This is a genomic window from Serratia sp. JSRIV004 (genome assembly GCF_019968705.1).
Classification (GTDB): domain Bacteria; phylum Pseudomonadota; class Gammaproteobacteria; order Enterobacterales; family Enterobacteriaceae; genus Chania; species Chania fonticola_B.
This window is the reverse complement of sequence record NZ_CP074140.1, coordinates 4,221,301-4,237,771: the sequence shown is the minus strand read 5'-3', so window position 1 is coordinate 4,237,771 and position 16,471 is coordinate 4,221,301. Positions and strand designations below refer to the sequence as shown.

The following is a 16,471-nucleotide window of genomic DNA, read 5'->3' as shown; positions in this document are numbered from 1 at the left end:
GAAGTCTCAGTAGAGCCATCGGCTATCAGCCGGTGGCCTGATTTTTCATTGTGAGTTTGCTGGCCGCTATTTCCCCAATGGCACCACCAGCGGCGTATGCGAAACCGGATCGTCGATGATCACGCACTTCAGCCCGTAAACTTCCTCGATCAACTCTGGCGTTACAATGTCTTTTGGTGCCCCCTCGGCCACCACTTTGCCGTCGCGCATGGCGATCAGATGGGTGGCATAGCGGCAGGCATGATTGAGATCGTGCAGCACCACCACCAGCGTGTAATGATTCACCCGATTCAACTGGCGCAGCAGTTCCAGCAGATCGATTTGGTGAGTGATGTCCAGCCAGGTGGTCGGTTCATCCAGCAGCAGCAGCGGCGTTTGCTGGGCCAACACCATGGCGATCCACACCCGCTGGCGTTGGCCACCGGAAAGGGTGTCGACGGGTTGATCGGCCAACTGCGCCACGCCGGTTGAGCGCATGGCCTGCTCCACTGCCTGCTGATCTTCGTCGCGCCAGCGGCTGAACAGGCTCTGATGAGGGTAGCGGCCACGGGCAACCAGATCGAACACCGTGATATCACCTGGGGCAATTGAGCTTTGCGGTAACAGGCCCAGTTGGCGTGCGACTTCTTTGGTGGGATATTCGCGGATTTGTCGGCCATTCAGCCATACTGAGCCCGCCTGGGGTTGCATCAGGCGGCTAAGGGTGCGCAGCAGCGTGGATTTACCGCAGGCGTTTGGCCCGATAATGACCGTCAGTTCGCCGTGAGGAATAGACACTGAAAGATCGCGTGCGACGATTTTCTTGTCGTAGCTCAGCGTCAGGTTTTCGGCACGCAATGGTGCGGTTAACGGGGTTTCAGCATTCATTTTTTTCGCGACTCACGGATTAGTAACCAAATCAGATAGATGCCACCGATGCTGACGGTCAACACGCCGACCGGCAACTGATAAGGCATAAACAGGCGCTGCGCTGCCACATCGGCCGCCAGCAATAATAGGGCACCGGTCAGCGCGGTGAGCAGCAAGACATGCTGGTTGGCGCACAGGCGGCGGGCAATTTGCGGGGCGACCAGAGCAATAAAGGAAATCGGCCCGGCCACGGCGGTGGCGGCAGCGGTTAGTATCACCCCGACCAGCAATAGCATCAGCCGGGAGCGTTCAACCCCAACGCCGAGCGCGCAGGCGGTGTCATCTCCCATTTCCAGCAGCCGCATACGTCTTGTCAACGTCATCAATACCAGTAACGCCAGCAGCAGTACCGCCAGCACCGGCAGGCTTTTCGCCCAGGTGATGCCGTTGAGGGATCCGGCATACCATAGCCCAGCGGTCATGGACGCTTCCAACGAGGCGCTGATGATCATCCAGGTATTGGCGGCCAGCAGCAGGGCGCGAACGGCAATCCCGACAATAATCAGGCGGAAGGTTTCTACCCCGTTACTCCAGGCCAACAGATAAACTACCCCGGCGGTAAGCAGGCCACCGGCCAACGCCCCAGAGGTAATGCCGATAACGCTGCTGTTAAACAGCACGATGGCGACCAGCACGCCGCTATAGGCTCCCGTATTGAAACCAATAACGTCAGGGCTGCCGAGTGGGTTACGCAATAATGACTGGAAAATCGCACCGCTCAGGCCGAGCGCCGCCCCCAACAGTAACGCCATAGCGACGCGAGGCAAACGCCACTGGGTGACGATCACCGCAAGATTGGTCGGACCTTCGCCGCGTAGCGCGTCGATGACCTGCGCCGCGCTGAGTTGCAAGGTTCCAGAACCGAGGGCATATACCGCCAGGGCAAGGCAGGCGAATAACAACAGCAGGGCAGTCGCCAACGGACGCGCCAACCGAAACGGTTTTTTGGTAAGGATTTGGCGGGAAACCAACAGGCTCATCTTATCCTCCCCGCCGGAACATACGGCGCTGGCGCACCAACATAATCAACATCGGCGCGCCGATCAGGGAAAGTACGATAGAGACCCGCAGTTCCCCCGCGACCAGAAAGCGGCCCAGTAAATCAGCGCTCAGTAGCAGGATCGGCGTTAAAACCAGCGTCCAGGGCAGCATCCAGTTGAGTTCTGACCCTGCCAGCCGCCGGGCAATGTGGGGCATCATCAGCCCGACAAAGGCGATAGGGCCAACGGCGGCGGTAGCTCCGCCACACAGCAGCGTAATAGCTAACAGGCCAAGCAGTTGGGTGCGAATAATTCCGGTGCCGAGCGCCGCTGCAAGCTCACTCCCCATACTTAAGCTGTTCAACGCCTTGCTAAGCCACAGAGTGATCAACGTGCCCAGCAGGATTGGCAATGAGACGCTGCGCACTACCGCCATATTCTGAATGTCCAGTGTGCCAGCTTGCCAAAAACGCAGCTGATCGAACACCAAAGGATTGAGCAGAGCGATGCCGGTGGTCATCCCTTCCAGCACGGCGGCCAGCGCTACCCCGGCCAAGGTCAGGCGCACTGGATTAACGCGGCTGCCGCCCATTGCGCCTACCAGCGCTACCAACAGCGAGGCAAACAGCGCACCGGCAAAGGCGAACCACAGATATTGGCTGACGTCGGTCGCACCAAAGAAGGTAATGCCCAACACCACGGCGAAACCGGCTCCGGAGTTAACCCCCAAGATACCAGGGTCTGCCAGCGGGTTGCGGGTGAGGGTTTGCATCAGCGCGCCAGCCAGCCCAAGTGCGATGCCAGCCAACACGCCGATCAGCGTGCGTGGCAGGCGTGCTTCGGTAATGATGACGCAGTCTGCGCCGCTGCATTGGCCATTCAGCGCGGCAACGACGTTAGTGAAAGAAATGGATTTAGCCCCTAGCGACAGGCTGAGCATCATCACCAGCAACAGCACGACAAAGGCGCACAGCAGGCCAAACAGACGCAGCCAGAAGGAGCGGGATAACCCCATAAACAGAGTGCCCCTGCGGTCAGGAAGCGGAGGAGAGCAATTAGGTGTAAGCCGGAACATGACAGCCCATTATTAACTGAATATCAATGATATCTATTATCATTATTGATTGTATTTATCTATGGTAGCATGGCAGCCTGACCAGCACTAGCGCTGAGCCTCTCGAATATCGTGTCGTTGTTTGTGGAAGATCAAGGATATAAGTTGTGGTGATAACAAAATGAATAAACCCTCTATTTTGCTCGATTTTAGCCTGCTTAGGACCAACCCCGCTTTTCGGGCCGTATTCTGCGCCCGTTTTATTTCGATCCTGGCATTGGGCCTGATGGCGATCGCCATTCCTGTGCAGATCCAGGCGCTGACTGGGTCAACTCTGTTGGTTGGGCTTGCGGTGACCCTGGCGGGCGGCGGAATGTTTGCCGGTTTGCTGATGGGCGGGGTACTGGCCGATCGCTATGAACGCCGTCGGTTGATCCTGTTTGCGCGCTCAACCTGCGGTGTGGGCTTTCTGGGGTTGTGCCTCAATGCTGCGCTGCCTGCACCTTCGCTAACGGCGATTTATCTGCTAGCGGTATGGGACGGATTTTTTGGTGCGGTAGGCGTGACGGCGTTGCTGGCGGCGACACCGGCGATCGTTGGCCGTGAGAATATCGTGCAGGCCGGGGCCATCAGCATGCTGACCGTACGCTTTGGGTCGATCCTGTCTCCCGCTATCGGCGGGTTGGTGATCGCTGGGGCAGGTATCAGCTGGAACTATGCGCTGGCGGCCTTGGGGACGCTGATCACTTTGATCCCGCTATTAAAATTGCCTCAGTTGCCACCACCACCGCAGCCGCGTGAACATCCGTTGCGGGCGCTGATCGGCGGCTTCACCTTCCTGTTCCAGAACAAGGTGATTGGCATGGTGGCGCTGATTGGTGCGTTGATGACCATGGCCAGCGCGGTGCGCGTGTTATATCCGGCCATCTCCGGTATGTGGCAGGTCACTACCCAGAGCCTGGGGATCATGTATGCGGCGGTGCCATTAGGGGCGGCGATTGGCGCATTTACCAGTGGCCGGGTGGCTCAGGTGGCACGGCCGGGCTGGATGATGTTGATAACGGCGATAGCGGCTTTCGTGGCCGTGGGGCTGTTTGGCCTGATGCCTTGGTACGGTATGGCGCTGTTGTGCCTGGTGGTGTTTGGCTACCTCAGCGCGCTGAACTCGCTGCTGCAATATGGCCTGATACAGAACCTGACGCCGGACGCGTTTCTGGGCCGGATTAACGGCCTGTGGACCGCGCAGAACGTTGTAGGGGATGCGCTTGGTGCCTTGCTGCTCGGCGCGATGGGGGCATTTATGCTGCCAGCGATGAGCTCTACCAGCTTCGGTTTTGGTGCGGCGCTGCTGGCCGTGGTGCTGGCGTTTGCCATGCGTGGTCTGCGCAACGTGAGCATGGGCGGGCAGAGCGATAAACTCCAACCCGCCGCTGCGGCTACGGAGAAATAAACAGCTTTTCCAGACGCGTCAGCAAGTTGCTGGCGCTGTAATAATCCAGGCGGAAGGTGTCGTTCCCCAATGGGTAAACCCGCTTATTCTCCACCGCTGGCAGATGAGCCAGGAAACTGTTGCTCATCAGCCGCTGTGCATCACTTTCATCGTTGGCGAATAACAGCAGCGTTTGCCCATTCAAGCCTTCTGCCAGGTTTTCACCGCCAAGTTGGACGATATCTTTACGCGCCCCTTGGCTGGTGCTGGCGTTGAGTTTTGGTGGCAAAGTGGCCAGGGTAAAGCCTAGCTGTTGCAGCAGTTGCCCTTGGGATGAGTCTGCGGTCCACAGGTTGGCATTCTTGCCATCGCTGCGAAATACCAGTGCCGTTATGGGCTGTGGTGGCAATGTCATCTGCTGTTTCAGCGTTTTCTCACGGCGATCAAACTCGCTGACGATCTTCTCCGCTTGTGCTTCATGGCCGGTCGCTACGCCGAGGATGTTGGCCAGTTCCTGCCAGCTTTTATCGTCGTAGTTCACCACCAGCACCGGAGCGATGGCCGACAGCTGATCGTACAGGCGCACCGCAGAATCGGCCCCGGTAGCGGACATCACAATCAGGTCAGGTGCCTCACCGGCGATTGCCTCGGCGTTGGGTTCACCAATATATAACCGCTTCACTCCACGTTTGGCCGCAATCTCTCCCCACTGGTGGAAAAAGCCCTGCCGATCCGATAGCCGGTTGTTTGGGCTGGTGGCTCCGCTGGCGATCACCGGAGCGTCGATCGCCAACAGCGTACCGGTGACCGTCACGCTGGTGGAGACGATGCGCTGTGGAGGTTGTTTAAGGGTGATAACGCCGTGTGAGGTTTCGATACTGCGCGGCCAGGCTTGAGTCTCGGCTTGGGCAACGCTCAACGCCAGCAGGCCAAACAGCGCCAGGCTGAGCCGCAGGGGGATTGACATCGGTGAGATCCTTTTAATCCGAATGATTATCATTCATTGGTCATAAACCACCAAGTTTACCCCTAAATGTGCGTTAGCAGAAGAGGTTACGTTTATTGACATGGTCAGTTCTGGCAGGTACTTTATCGCGGATGCAATACAAATGATAATCATTATTATATTGGTTATTGTTAATGAAACAAGAGGAAGTACCTATGGACGTAGCCGTTAAGGGCGCTGCGCAAAAGGACCTGCAACAGGGTGTAGATCTGGCACAGGCCGCCACAATATCCCCGACTTCAGGTTTCTTTTTTACCTCGCCTTTTCGCAGTCTGAGCACCCAGGGATGCTTTGCCCGCATCACCTTGCCAGCGGTGGATGGCGATGACCTGCAGGGCCAATTCCAGCAGGCGATACAGCAGACATTTGCGCAGGCCCGCAAGGCAGGCATCAAGGATCCGCTGCTGTGCGGCGCAATCCCTTTCGATACTCGTCAACCCTCGTCACTGTTTATCCCGCAACAGACGCAATGGTTCGATCGTGAAACCCTGCTGACCAGCTTGGCGCCTGCTGCTGGACCGATCCCTGAGATTGTCCGCCAAACCGAGTTGCCAGCGCAGCCGCAGTTTATGCAGATGGTTAGCGATGCCGTACAGGCAACTAGCGGTGATCGATTGGATAAGGTCGTGCTCGCCCGCCTGTTGGACATTGAAACCAGCAAGCCGGTAGACCACGCAGCGCTGATGGCGCGCATCATTGCCCAGAATCCGCACGGCTTCCATTTCCACGTGCCGCTGGCAGAGGGGGCATTGGTGGGAGCCAGCCCGGAGCTGCTGCTACGTAAATTTGGCGACCAGTTCCATTCCAACCCGCTGGCGGGTTCGGCTCGGCGCGAAAGCGATCCGCTGCGGGATCGGGCCGTCAGCGAACAACTGTTGGTTTCGGGTAAAGACCGCTATGAACACCAGATCGTGACCGAAGGCATGCGCCAGGTCTTGGCTGGGCGTTGCAGTCATTTGCATATTCCCGCAACCCCCGAACTGCTCAGTACCACCACGCTGTGGCATCTTTCGACGCCAATCGACGGTGAAGTGGCCGACCGGGCAGAGAATGCCCTGTCGCTGGCCTGCCTGTTGCACCCTACGCCGGCATTATGCGGTACCCCAACGCTGGCAGCTCGCGATCTCATCGAACAGCTTGAGCCGTTTGACCGGCAGCTGTTTGGTGGCATCGTCGGCTGGTGTGACGCCGAGGGCAACGGAGAGTGGGTCGTCACCATCCGTTGCGGCACCGTGAAGGGTAATCAGGTACGCCTGTTTGCCGGTGCGGGCATCGTGCAGGACTCTTCCCCGCAGTCCGAATGGCACGAAACTGGTACCAAACTCAGCACCATTCTGCGTGCGTTTGGCCTTAATCAAGGATAGAGAGTCCCCCATGACTATTGCTTTTACCCCCTGGCCTGAAGAGTTCGCGCGCCGTTACCGCGAACGCGGCTATTGGATCGATCGACCGTTGACCGACATCTTGGCCCGTCAGGCAGATAACGACGCTATTGCCACGATCGACCCGCAACGCAGCTTAAGCTATCGCCAACTGGAACAGCTTTCCGATCGTCTAGCCGCCGCCCTGTTACGGCGCGGGCTACAATCCGGTGATACCGCGTTGGTTCAACTAGGCAACGTGGTTGAATTCTATGTGGTGTTCTTTGCCCTGTTGAAAATCGGCGTGGTGCCGGTGAATGCCCTGTTCAGCCATCAACGTAGCGAACTGAACGCCTATGCCAGTCAAATCAAGCCTGCGCTGCTGATTGCCGATCGCGAACATGCCCTGTTCGCGCAGGAGCAGTTCCTGGATACGTTCAGAGAACAGCATCCTTCGCTACGGGTGGTTGGGCTGCGTAATCAGGCCGAAGGTGAACAGGCGTTGGCTGCTTGGCTGGAAGAGGATCCAGGTGCTTTTGAACCGACGCCAACGGCCGCCGATCGGGTGGCGTTTTTCCAGCTTTCCGGTGGCAGCACCGGTACGCCGAAGCTGATCCCGCGCACCCATAACGATTATTACTACAGCATTCGCCGCAGCGTAGAGATTTGCCGTTTTGACAGTGCTACCCGCTATCTGTGTGCGTTGCCGGTGGCCCACAACTATCCAATGAGTTCTCCGGGCGTGTTGGGGGTGTTTTACGGTGCCGGGCTGGTGGTATTTGCCAGCGATCCTGCGGCTGCCCAATGTTTCAAACTGATCGAACAGCATCAGATCACGGTCACCGCGTTGGTGCCGCCTGCGGTTACCCTGTGGTTGCAGGCGATCGAAGAGTGGGGCAGCAATCAGCCGTTAGCCAGCCTAGCGCTGCTGCAGGTCGGCGGAGCCAAATTGGGGGAAACCCTGGCGGCCCGCATACGCAATGAGATCGGCTGCCAGTTGCAGCAGGTGTTTGGCATGGCTGAAGGGCTGGTGAACTACACATTGCTGGATGACGACGACCAACACATTCTCACCACCCAAGGCACGCCAATGTGTCCGGACGACGAGCTGTGGGTGGCAGATGAACAAGGTAATCCGCTGCCGGTAGGGGAAACGGGTCGTTTGATGACGCGTGGGCCATACACCTTCCGCGGCTATTACCAAAGCCCTGAGCATAATGCCGAAGCCTTTGACGAGAACGGTTTCTACTGTTCCGGCGATCTGATCAGCCTGACGGCGGACGGCTATGTGCAGGTACAAGGGCGGCAGAAAGACCAAATCAACCGCGGTGGTGAAAAGATTGCTGCAGAAGAAATTGAAAACCTGCTGCTGCGCCACCCGGCGGTGATTAACGCCGCGCTGGTGTCGATGCCGGACGATCTGATGGGTGAAAAAAGCTGTGCCTTTGTCATCGCTCACGAGGCCGTCAAACCCGTGGTACTGCGCCGCCATCTGCGTGAGCAGGGCGTGGCCGAATTTAAATTGCCCGACCGCTTTATTCAGGTGGAGTCACTACCGTTAACCCCGGTCGGTAAAGTCGATAAAAAACTGCTGCGTGAACGCCTGGAAGCGCAACAACTGGCTCAGGCCAAAGGAGAATAAGTCATGGCGATCCCTAAACTTAACGATTATGCGTTGCCAACGCCGAGCGAACTGCCGGTTAACAAGGTTAACTGGGCCTTCGAGCCACAGCGCGCAGCACTGCTGATCCACGACATGCAGCAATATTTCCTCAATTTCTGGGGTGAAGATAGCCCGCTGATCAAACAGGTGGTCGAGAACATCGCCGCTCTGCGCCGCTACTGCAAGCAGCAGGGTATCCCGGTGTTTTATACCGCGCAGCCTAACCAGCAAAGTGATGAAGACCGTGCCTTGTTGAATGATATGTGGGGGCCGGGGCTGAACAAGCATCCAGAGCAGCAGGCGGTGGTCAGCGAATTGGCGCCGGATGCTGACGACACGGTGTTGGTGAAGTGGCGTTACAGCGCGTTCCACCGCTCGCCGCTGCAAGAGATCCTGCAAGAAAGTGGGCGCGATCAGCTGATTATCTGTGGCGTCTACGCGCATATTGGCTGTATGACCACGGCTATCGACGCCTTTATGCGTAACATCAAGCCGTTTATGGTGGCCGACGGTCTGGCGGACTTCTCCCGTGAGGAACACCTGATGGCCCTGCGTTACACCGCCGGGCGCTGTGGTCGGGTGGTGACTACCGCCGATCTGCTCCCTGGTATTGCCAGCATCGATGCGTTGCGCCAGCAAATTATCCCATTGCTCGATGAAGATAGCGAAGACATCGGCAATGATGAAAACTTGATCGATTACGGTCTGGACTCGGTGCGTATCATGGAGTTGGCAACCCGCTGGCGTAAAATTCGTGAAGATATCGATTTTATCGCGCTGGCCAAATCACCGACGATCGATAGCTGGTGGGCGTTGCTTTCCGAGAGGAAATCCTGATGGCCAGAGAACAGGAATTTAGCGGTAAACGCGTTTGGGTGACCGGTGCCGGGGCGGGAATCGGTTATCAAACCGCATTGGCGTTTGCACAGAGTGGGGCCGAGGTTATCGGCTTCGATCTGCATTTTGGCGATCTGGACTATCCGTTCCGCACCGAGGTACTGGATATCACTGATGCCGATGCGGTAGAGAGCGTTTGCCAGCGTTTATTGGCGGAACATGAGCGGTTGGACGTGTTGGTCAATGGGGCTGGCGTTCTGCGCATGGGGCTCACCGATGAAACCAGCAATGCGGACTGGCTGGCCTGTATGGCGGTGAACGCAGGTGGTGCCTTTAACCTGTTCCGTCATACCTTGCCGGTGTTCCGCCGCCAGAAGCAGGGGGCCATCGTGAGCATTGCCTCTAACGCGGCCCATGTGCCACGTGTTGGCATGGCGGCCTACTGCGCCTCCAAGGCCGCTATGCGCAGCCTGTGTCAAACCGTGGGGCTGGAAATGGCGCCTTATGGTGTACGCAGTAACCTGGTTTCCCCCGGTTCGACCAATACCCCGATGCTGCGCGGGATGTGGCAGGATGAACACGGAGAAAGCAATATGATCAAGGGTTTCCCCGACCAGTTTAAGTTGGGGATCCCGTTGGGCAAGATTGCCCAACCGCAGGAGATTGCCGATGCGATTCTGTTCCTGGCGTCTGACCGGGCTAGCCATATCACGATGCAGGATATTGTGATCGATGGTGGGGCGACGTTGGCGGCTTGAGTTTGGGTTGAGCGGTTGATTTGAAGAAGGGGGCTGATTATTCGGCTCCCTTTTTTGTTTTTGGGGAGGTTAGTTTTGCAGGAAGACTGGCTGTTTGCGTTCGCCGATAGTCAGGTTGAAGGCGATATTACTGGTAGCACGGACTGTTCCCTCTTCTTGGGGAGAGCAGCTGTGTTTAAAGTCAACGGGTGATGATTAATTTGTCACCCATTTTTTATTATCCCGCAGCATCGCATTCAGGATGGTTAGCAGCTTTCTCACGCAGGCGGTCACCGCCACCTTGAACGGTTTTCCACGCCCTGTCAGGCGCTCGTAAAACTCCCGGATTGTCGGGTTGTACCGCACCGCTGACAAGGTCGCCATGTATAGCGCTGAACGCACCGCGCTTCGCCCTCCCCAGATACTTCGCTTCCCTTTCATTTTTCCACTGTCATGGGCATAGGGACACACGCCAACCAACGCGCTTATTTTGTGCCGATTCAGCCTCCCCAGCTCCGGCAACATCGCAAGAAGCACCGCCATCGTTGTCGGCCCGATACCTTTGACTTCCTCCAACAACGTCGCCTTTTCCCGCCACAGAGGCATCACTTTTATTTGCCTGTCGATATCGTCATCTGCATCCCGGATTTCAGCGGTCAGCCAGTCGATATGCCGCTTGATGCCCGCTGAGACCACCACGTCATCGCAGCTTTTATAGCGGTTTATCTCCATGGTCCTGTTATCGACCAGTTGGCGACGGCGGGTCACCATCCCGGCCAGACGCTGCGTCTGTTCATCCGGTGTGGGGCGGGCTTCGGGCTCCATTCTCCGGCCAAACTCGCAGATGATACGCGCATCATTCGGGTCGGTTTTGTACAGGGTCCCTAGCGCACGAGCGAAGTTTTTTACCTGGCGTGGATTGACCACGGCCACGGGTAACCCAGCCAACTCAAGCGTGGCGGCCAGTAATGAGTGATATCGGCCTGTCGCCTCCATCACGACAAGCTTGACGGTGATGGCAGAGAGCGAACTCAGCAACTGCTGATGGCCTTCCGGTGTGTTATCCAGATGCAGAAGCTGCCGAGTTGGGTCGATGTATACGTCAAAAGTGTCTTTGGCAATGTCGATACCGACGGTTGCATGTTCAGTCATTTCAAGTCTCCCGGCCTTGTAAGATACGGGCTGGCTGATGCCGCCCTGGCAGCTGTTCGGGTTAACAGGAAAACTGACGCCACGCCATAAGCTCTCCCACGGGCTTGTTGTCCCAGAGGGGAATCGGGCTGTAGCGTCAGGTACAACTCGGTTAAAGTCTACCCGCCTTTGGGCGGGTAATTAAAGTACCTTAAACATACAAGGGTTAGGGTGAGGGAGATACCATAGTGGCCTAAATAGGCGCTTGGTAAGTCAAAAGACGCAGGTGCGTGCATTAGGCACCGGTAAGGTGGGACGAGCAGGATGATTGGTTGTTTGCGTTCGCCGATAGTCAGGTTGAAGGCGATATTACTGGTAGCACGGACTGTTCCCTCTCCCTGTGGGAGAGGGTTAGGGTGAGGGGACATCACCGTGGGCTAAGGGGGCGGTTGCCAGGTAGGTCAAAAGAGTAGCAGGGGGCGAGCATTTGGCACCTGTACGGTGGGTCGTGCAGGATGACCGGCCGCCGCCGTTGTCTCGCAAGCGAGACTCGAACCTGAACGCAGGTTCTCACCCACACGACCCTTCTTTGCGTATGTGGTGAAGGAGATGGCACTGTTGTGGGGAGCACATATGCGAAAAAGGCGCCTAAAGGCGCCTTTTTCTAAATGGTGGTGGGTCGTGCAGGATTCGAACCTGCGACCAATTGATTAAAAGTCAACTGCTCTACCAACTGAGCTAACGACCCACGAATGTGGTGTACTGCTTTCTGAAGCTGAAATGGTGGGTGATGACGGGCTCGAACCGCCGACCCCCTCCGTGTAAAGGAGATGCTCTACCAACTGAGCTAATCACCCACTTCAGGACTTCCAGATACTACCCAATGAGAGAATGATGGTGGGTGATGACGGGCTCGAACCGCCGACCCCCTCCGTGTAAAGGAGATGCTCTACCAACTGAGCTAATCACCCTCATTGTTCTCATTTTTTACTGCGTTAACAAGATGGTGGGTGATGACGGGCTCGAACCGCCGACCCCCTCCGTGTAAAGGAGATGCTCTACCAACTGAGCTAATCACCCCGTCTTGTTGGAGTCGCATTATAGGGATAGTTGAAAGTGAGTCAACGGTTTTTAAAATGATTTCAATCGTTCGCCGCAAATTTAGACAGGATGCGATATTTATCGCCGACCAGGACGATTCTTTGCACAGTATCCTGCGTAGTGGGCCGCAAAGCGTAGTGGCCGATAGCGCGTCGGCGTTGAGGAATTAGCATGGAGTGGTAGAATGTCGTCCACTATTTTACATTCCGAGCAATCGTCGGCACTCCGCTGACACGCGTTGCGTAATAAGGCAGTGAACCCAATGAAAATCAAAACCCGTTTCGCCCCAAGCCCGACCGGCTATCTGCACGTCGGCGGCGCCCGTACTGCGCTCTATTCCTGGTTGTTCAGCCGCCATTTCGGCGGTGAGTTTGTATTGCGTATCGAAGATACCGATCTCGAACGTTCAACCCAGGAAGCTATCGACGCAATTATGGATGGCATGAACTGGTTAAACCTGGATTGGGATGAAGGCCCGTACTTCCAGACCAAGCGTTTCGATCGCTACAACGCGGTGATTGATGACATGCTGCAACAGGGAACGGCCTATAAGTGCTATTGCTCGAAAGAACGCCTGGAAGCGCTGCGCGAGAAGCAAATGGAAAACGGCGAGAAGCCACGCTATGACGGCCATTGCCGCGATAGCCAGTGCAGCCACACTGCCGATGAGCCACACGTAGTGCGTTTTCGTAACCCGCAGGAAGGTTCGGTCATCTTCGACGATAAAATCCGTGGCCCGATCGAATTCAGCAACCAGGAGCTGGACGATCTGATCATTCGCCGTACCGACGGTGCGCCAACCTATAACTTCTGCGTAGTGATCGATGACTGGGATATGGAAATCACCCACGTGATCCGTGGTGAAGACCATATCAACAACACGCCGCGCCAGATCAACATCCTGAAAGCGCTGGGGGCACCGGTGCCGGAATATGCTCACGTGTCGATGATCCTGGGTGATGACGGTAAAAAACTGTCTAAACGCCACGGTGCCGTTGGCGTGATGCAATACCGCGATGACGGCTACCTGCCGCAGGCGTTGTTGAACTATCTGGTGCGTCTGGGCTGGTCCCATGGCGATCAGGAAATCTTCTCTATTGATGAGATGAAAGAGTTCTTCACTCTGGATGCGATCAACAAATCCGCCAGCGCCTTCAACACTGAAAAGCTGCAGTGGTTGAACCATCACTACATTAACCATATGCCAGCGGAAGAAGTGGCGGTCTATCTGGCATGGCATGTTGAGCAGCAGGGGATTGAAACCCGCAACGGTCCAGAATTGAAAGATCTGGTCAAACTGCTGGGCGAGCGTTGTAAAACCCTCAAGGAGATGGCGGAGTCTTGCCATTACTTCTACCAGGACTTCAGCGAGTTTGACGCCGATGCGGCGAAGAAACACCTGCGTCCGGTCGCACGCCAGCCGCTGGAAGCCGTACGCGCCAAATTGGCCGCTATTACCAACTGGACGCCAGAGAACGTGCACGACGCCATTCAGGGCACTGCAGACGAACTGGGCGTGGGTATGGGCAAAGTAGGGATGCCACTGCGCGTCGCGGTCACTGGCGCTGGCCAGTCACCGGGCATGGACGTTACCGTACATGCTATCGGCCAGGCTCGCTCCCTCAAGCGTATTGATCAGGCGTTGGCTTATATTGCCGAGCGCGAAGCGCAAGCCTGACCGTTAGTTGCCCGCTAAACCGACAAAGCCCTGCGAAGCGATTCGCGGGGCTTTTTTCTTGCCGGTTTATTTTGTACCCGAAGCGGCGGTTTTTTAGCATTAAACGCGCTGATTTGGCGGCTTTTTCAGCGCTTGATCGAGGAATTCAATTTAGCCGTTGACAGGGTTTCTGGGGTTTCATATCATGCGCCCCGTTCACAGGATTTCGTGATTGTGGATTGGGGCTATAGCTCAGCTGGGAGAGCGCTTGCATGGCATGCAAGAGGTCGACGGTTCGATCCCGTCTAGCTCCACCAACCTTTTATCTCAGGAAGGTTGGGGAATACCGTAACGCACGGTTAACGCGTACCACTTTTGTGGGGCTATAGCTCAGCTGGGAGAGCGCTTGCATGGCATGCAAGAGGTCGACGGTTCGATCCCGTCTAGCTCCACCACCATTTGAAAAGCCGACCCAAGGGTCGGCTTTTTGCATTCTAAGGCTTTACCTCTGGACTGAATTGTTGTTATCAGTTTTTATATAGACTATATTTGGTCTTTTACTGGCAATAATTTACTGCTGGAGACATTATGAAAACAGAAACTATCAGCTATCTGAAACAAAATGCCGCCAAGCTCGATCTGTCGGAACCTTTGATTGTGACGCAAAACGGTCTTCCTGCTTATGTTATCGAGTCCTACGGAGATCGTATGCGCAGGGATGAAAGTATTGCTTTGCTCAAGCTTATGACGCTGTCTGAGAAAGATATTGAGCTAGGGCGAACCTTCTCCCGTGAACAAATCTTGGATTCACTCTGATGACTGCGAAAGCGGTAACTTTCATTTATTCAGGGACCGCGAAAATGACGATGCAAACCATCGCGTATTTTTTGCGCTCTCACCAGATTGACCCGAAACCGGCTATAAAAAGAGCATTGGTTGAGTTTGAAGAGAAAACCGGTGTTTTTCCTGAAGGAAGTCCTGTCTGTGATGAATTGCTAGCTCTTGGGTGCGCTAAATACCGGGAATGTAATACAGCTGACGGATACCGAGTGCTCTATAGCACCACGTTTGGCAAAGAGGATACGCGGATTTACGTCCACGCGATGTTGTCCCAAAAGCAAGACATTGCAAGCTTACTTTTCAACCGCATACTTGAATGGCAGTAAGATTTTCTGAGCGTCATGCCAGCAATAACTATGTCCTCCTCAAAAAATAGAATCGCATGCTTTATCGGCATCAAATAAAAAACGCCCGATAAACTTCATCGGGCGTCTTAAGACTAGAACTTGTCGGTGCTAAAGCTGTTAGCCCAGAACCAAGCCTGTGATGGCCGCTGACAGCAGGCTAACCAGGGTAGAGCCGTAAACCAGCTTAAGGCCGAAACGTGAAACCACGTTGCCCTGATGCTCGTTCAACCCTTTAATCGCACCGGCTACGATACCGATAGAAGAGAAGTTGGCGAAGGACACCAGGAACACGGACAGGATACCCATGCTGCGTGGAGACAGCTCAGCACCGATTTTCTGCAGTTCCATCATGGCAACGAATTCGTTGGAAACCAGCTTGGTCGCCATGATGCTGCCAACCTGTAACGCTTCATGCTTAGGCACGCCAAGGACCCAGGCAAATGGATAGAAGAAGTAACCCAGGATTTCCTGGAAGCTCAGGCCGAAGATGGCGCTGAACAGGCCGTTAAGCGCGGCAATCAGGGCGATAAAGCCAATCAGCATCGCGGCAACGATAATCGCCACCTTGAAGCCTGCCAGAATGTATTCACCCAGCATTTCAAAGAAGCTTTGGCCTTCGTGCAGATTGCCGAGGTGCAGCTCTTCTTCTTTACTGGTGTCATAAGGGTTGACCAGTGACAGGACGATAAAGGTGCTGAACATGTTCAGTACCAGTGCCGCCACGACATACTTGGCATCCAGCATGGTCATGTATGCGCCAACGATGGACATGGAAACTGTCGACATCGCGGTAGCGGCCATGGTGTACATGCGTTTTTCTGACATCTTGCCCAGTACATCTTTGTAGGCAATGAAGTTCTCAGACTGGCCCAGGATCAACGAACTGACGGCGTTGAAGGATTCCAGTTTACCCATACCGTTCACTTTAGACAGCACGGTCCCGATGATGCGGATGATAAACGGCAGCACTTTGATGTATTGCAGAATACCGATCAGGGCAGAGATGAACACGATTGGGCACAGCACCTTCAGGAAGAAGAAGGCCAGACCTTTGTCACCCATCCCGCCGAACACAAAATCAGTCCCTTGCCCCGCAAACCCGAGCAACTTGTCGAACATTGCTGCAAAGCCTTTTACAAAGCCTAAACCTGCTTCCGAGTTCAGGAAGAAATAGGCCAGTAACACTTCAATAACCAACAACTGAATAACATAGCGGATGCGGATGTTTTTACGATCGCGGCACACTAACAGGGCCAGGATTGCAACCACCACTAACGCTAACGCAAAGTGCGCAATATGGGACATGTTTGCTCCAAATTTGAGGCAGGCTGAATTTCGGTTGTCATTTTATGTAACGCCAAGTTTAAAAACGAGACATTCATAGCAAATATGGAAAATCATAGTGGAGATAGTCCTAAT

At 55.4% G+C, this 16,471-nt stretch carries 15 protein-coding genes and 6 tRNA genes; 11 read left to right on the top strand and 10 right to left on the bottom strand.

From position 1 onward, the window contains the following. Positions 1-66: 66 nt before the first annotated feature. From KGP21_RS20275 to fepD, 3 genes are read right to left on the bottom strand one after another with little or no spacing between them, the layout of a single operon-like run. Positions 67-867 (bottom strand): ATP-binding cassette domain-containing protein, encoded by an 801-nt coding sequence (locus KGP21_RS20275; protein ID WP_021807045.1) that lies wholly within the window; start codon positions 865-867, stop codon positions 67-69. Continuing rightward, positions 864-1,889: an iron-enterobactin ABC transporter permease gene (gene fepG / locus KGP21_RS20270; RefSeq protein WP_209554864.1), complete on the bottom strand. Its 1,026-nt coding sequence runs from the start codon at positions 1,887-1,889 to the stop codon at positions 864-866. The genes KGP21_RS20275 and fepG overlap by 4 nt, the downstream gene beginning before the upstream one ends. 1 nt (position 1,890) lies before the next feature. Then, the gene (gene fepD, locus KGP21_RS20265) at positions 1,891-2,964 is read right to left on the bottom strand and encodes a Fe(3+)-siderophore ABC transporter permease (protein WP_223536126.1); all 1,074 of its coding nucleotides are present in this window, start codon (positions 2,962-2,964) and stop codon (positions 1,891-1,893) included. Between the two features lie 160 nt (positions 2,965-3,124). Here fepD and entS point away from each other — a divergent pair, with 160 nt between their 5' ends. Further along, positions 3,125-4,393: an enterobactin transporter EntS gene (gene entS, locus KGP21_RS20260; protein ID WP_059201438.1), complete on the top strand. Its 1,269-nt coding sequence runs from the start codon at positions 3,125-3,127 to the stop codon at positions 4,391-4,393. Here the strand turns inward: entS and fepB are convergent. After that, on the bottom strand, positions 4,380-5,339 hold the full coding sequence (fepB, locus tag KGP21_RS20255; protein WP_021178670.1) for a Fe2+-enterobactin ABC transporter substrate-binding protein: 960 nt from the start codon (positions 5,337-5,339) through the stop codon (positions 4,380-4,382). The genes entS and fepB overlap by 14 nt on opposite strands. A gap of 194 nt (positions 5,340-5,533) precedes the next feature. On the opposite strand from fepB, the gene KGP21_RS20250 reads away from it, so the two are divergent. The 4 genes from KGP21_RS20250 to dhbA are packed head-to-tail and all read left to right on the top strand — an operon-like array spanning position 5,534 to position 9,997. After that, positions 5,534-6,742: an isochorismate synthase gene (locus KGP21_RS20250; RefSeq protein WP_179247703.1), complete on the top strand. Its 1,209-nt coding sequence runs from the start codon at positions 5,534-5,536 to the stop codon at positions 6,740-6,742. Positions 6,743-6,752: 10 nt separating this feature from the next. Continuing rightward, positions 6,753-8,381, top strand: a complete 1,629-nt coding sequence (locus tag KGP21_RS20245; RefSeq protein WP_223536124.1) for a (2,3-dihydroxybenzoyl)adenylate synthase — start codon at positions 6,753-6,755, stop codon at positions 8,379-8,381. A 3-nt stretch (positions 8,382-8,384) separates the two neighbouring features. Continuing rightward, on the top strand, positions 8,385-9,239 hold the full coding sequence (locus KGP21_RS20240; protein ID WP_021807039.1) for an isochorismatase: 855 nt from the start codon (positions 8,385-8,387) through the stop codon (positions 9,237-9,239). Then, complete coding sequence (gene dhbA / locus KGP21_RS20235) at positions 9,239-9,997, top strand: 2,3-dihydro-2,3-dihydroxybenzoate dehydrogenase (RefSeq protein WP_059201433.1); 759 nt, start codon at positions 9,239-9,241, stop codon at positions 9,995-9,997. The genes KGP21_RS20240 and dhbA overlap by 1 nt, the downstream gene beginning before the upstream one ends. A gap of 195 nt (positions 9,998-10,192) precedes the next feature. Here dhbA and KGP21_RS20230 read toward each other — a convergent pair whose 3' ends face one another. The 5 genes from KGP21_RS20230 to KGP21_RS20210 form a co-directional block, all read right to left on the bottom strand. Further along, positions 10,193-11,128, bottom strand: a complete 936-nt coding sequence (locus KGP21_RS20230; RefSeq protein ID WP_059199132.1) for an IS110 family transposase — start codon at positions 11,126-11,128, stop codon at positions 10,193-10,195. Positions 11,129-11,779: 651 nt separating this feature from the next. Continuing rightward, positions 11,780-11,855 (bottom strand) — tRNA-Lys (locus tag KGP21_RS20225). 33 nt (positions 11,856-11,888) lie between these two features. Beyond that, positions 11,889-11,964: transfer RNA gene (locus KGP21_RS20220), tRNA-Val, on the bottom strand. Between the two features lie 38 nt (positions 11,965-12,002). Then, positions 12,003-12,078 (bottom strand) — tRNA-Val (locus tag KGP21_RS20215). Between the two features lie 33 nt (positions 12,079-12,111). Then, a tRNA-Val gene (locus KGP21_RS20210) sits at positions 12,112-12,187 on the bottom strand. A gap of 56 nt (positions 12,188-12,243) precedes the next feature. On the opposite strand from KGP21_RS20210, the gene KGP21_RS29645 reads away from it, so the two are divergent. From KGP21_RS29645 to KGP21_RS20185, 6 genes are all read left to right on the top strand, one after another. Beyond that, complete coding sequence (locus KGP21_RS29645; RefSeq protein WP_021178665.1) at positions 12,244-12,378, top strand: hypothetical protein; 135 nt, start codon at positions 12,244-12,246, stop codon at positions 12,376-12,378. A gap of 92 nt (positions 12,379-12,470) precedes the next feature. Next, positions 12,471-13,886: a glutamate--tRNA ligase gene (gene gltX, locus KGP21_RS20205; protein ID WP_059201432.1), complete on the top strand. Its 1,416-nt coding sequence runs from the start codon at positions 12,471-12,473 to the stop codon at positions 13,884-13,886. 220 nt (positions 13,887-14,106) lie between these two features. Next, positions 14,107-14,182, top strand: a tRNA-Ala gene (locus tag KGP21_RS20200). 62 nt (positions 14,183-14,244) lie between these two features. Then, positions 14,245-14,320 (top strand) — tRNA-Ala (locus KGP21_RS20195). A 133-nt stretch (positions 14,321-14,453) separates the two neighbouring features. Next, positions 14,454-14,681 (top strand): type II toxin-antitoxin system Phd/YefM family antitoxin, encoded by a 228-nt coding sequence (locus tag KGP21_RS20190; protein ID WP_021178663.1) that lies wholly within the window; start codon positions 14,454-14,456, stop codon positions 14,679-14,681. A gap of 44 nt (positions 14,682-14,725) precedes the next feature. Continuing rightward, positions 14,726-15,031 carry a type II toxin-antitoxin system RelE/ParE family toxin gene (locus tag KGP21_RS20185; RefSeq protein ID WP_223500180.1) on the top strand — a complete coding sequence of 102 codons (306 nt, stop codon included), beginning with the start codon at positions 14,726-14,728 and terminating at the stop codon, positions 15,029-15,031. Between the two features lie 138 nt (positions 15,032-15,169). Here KGP21_RS20185 and KGP21_RS20180 read toward each other — a convergent pair whose 3' ends face one another. After that, the gene (locus tag KGP21_RS20180) at positions 15,170-16,357 is read right to left on the bottom strand and encodes a NupC/NupG family nucleoside CNT transporter (RefSeq protein WP_021178662.1); all 1,188 of its coding nucleotides are present in this window, start codon (positions 16,355-16,357) and stop codon (positions 15,170-15,172) included. Between the last annotated feature and the right edge of the window lie 114 nt (positions 16,358-16,471).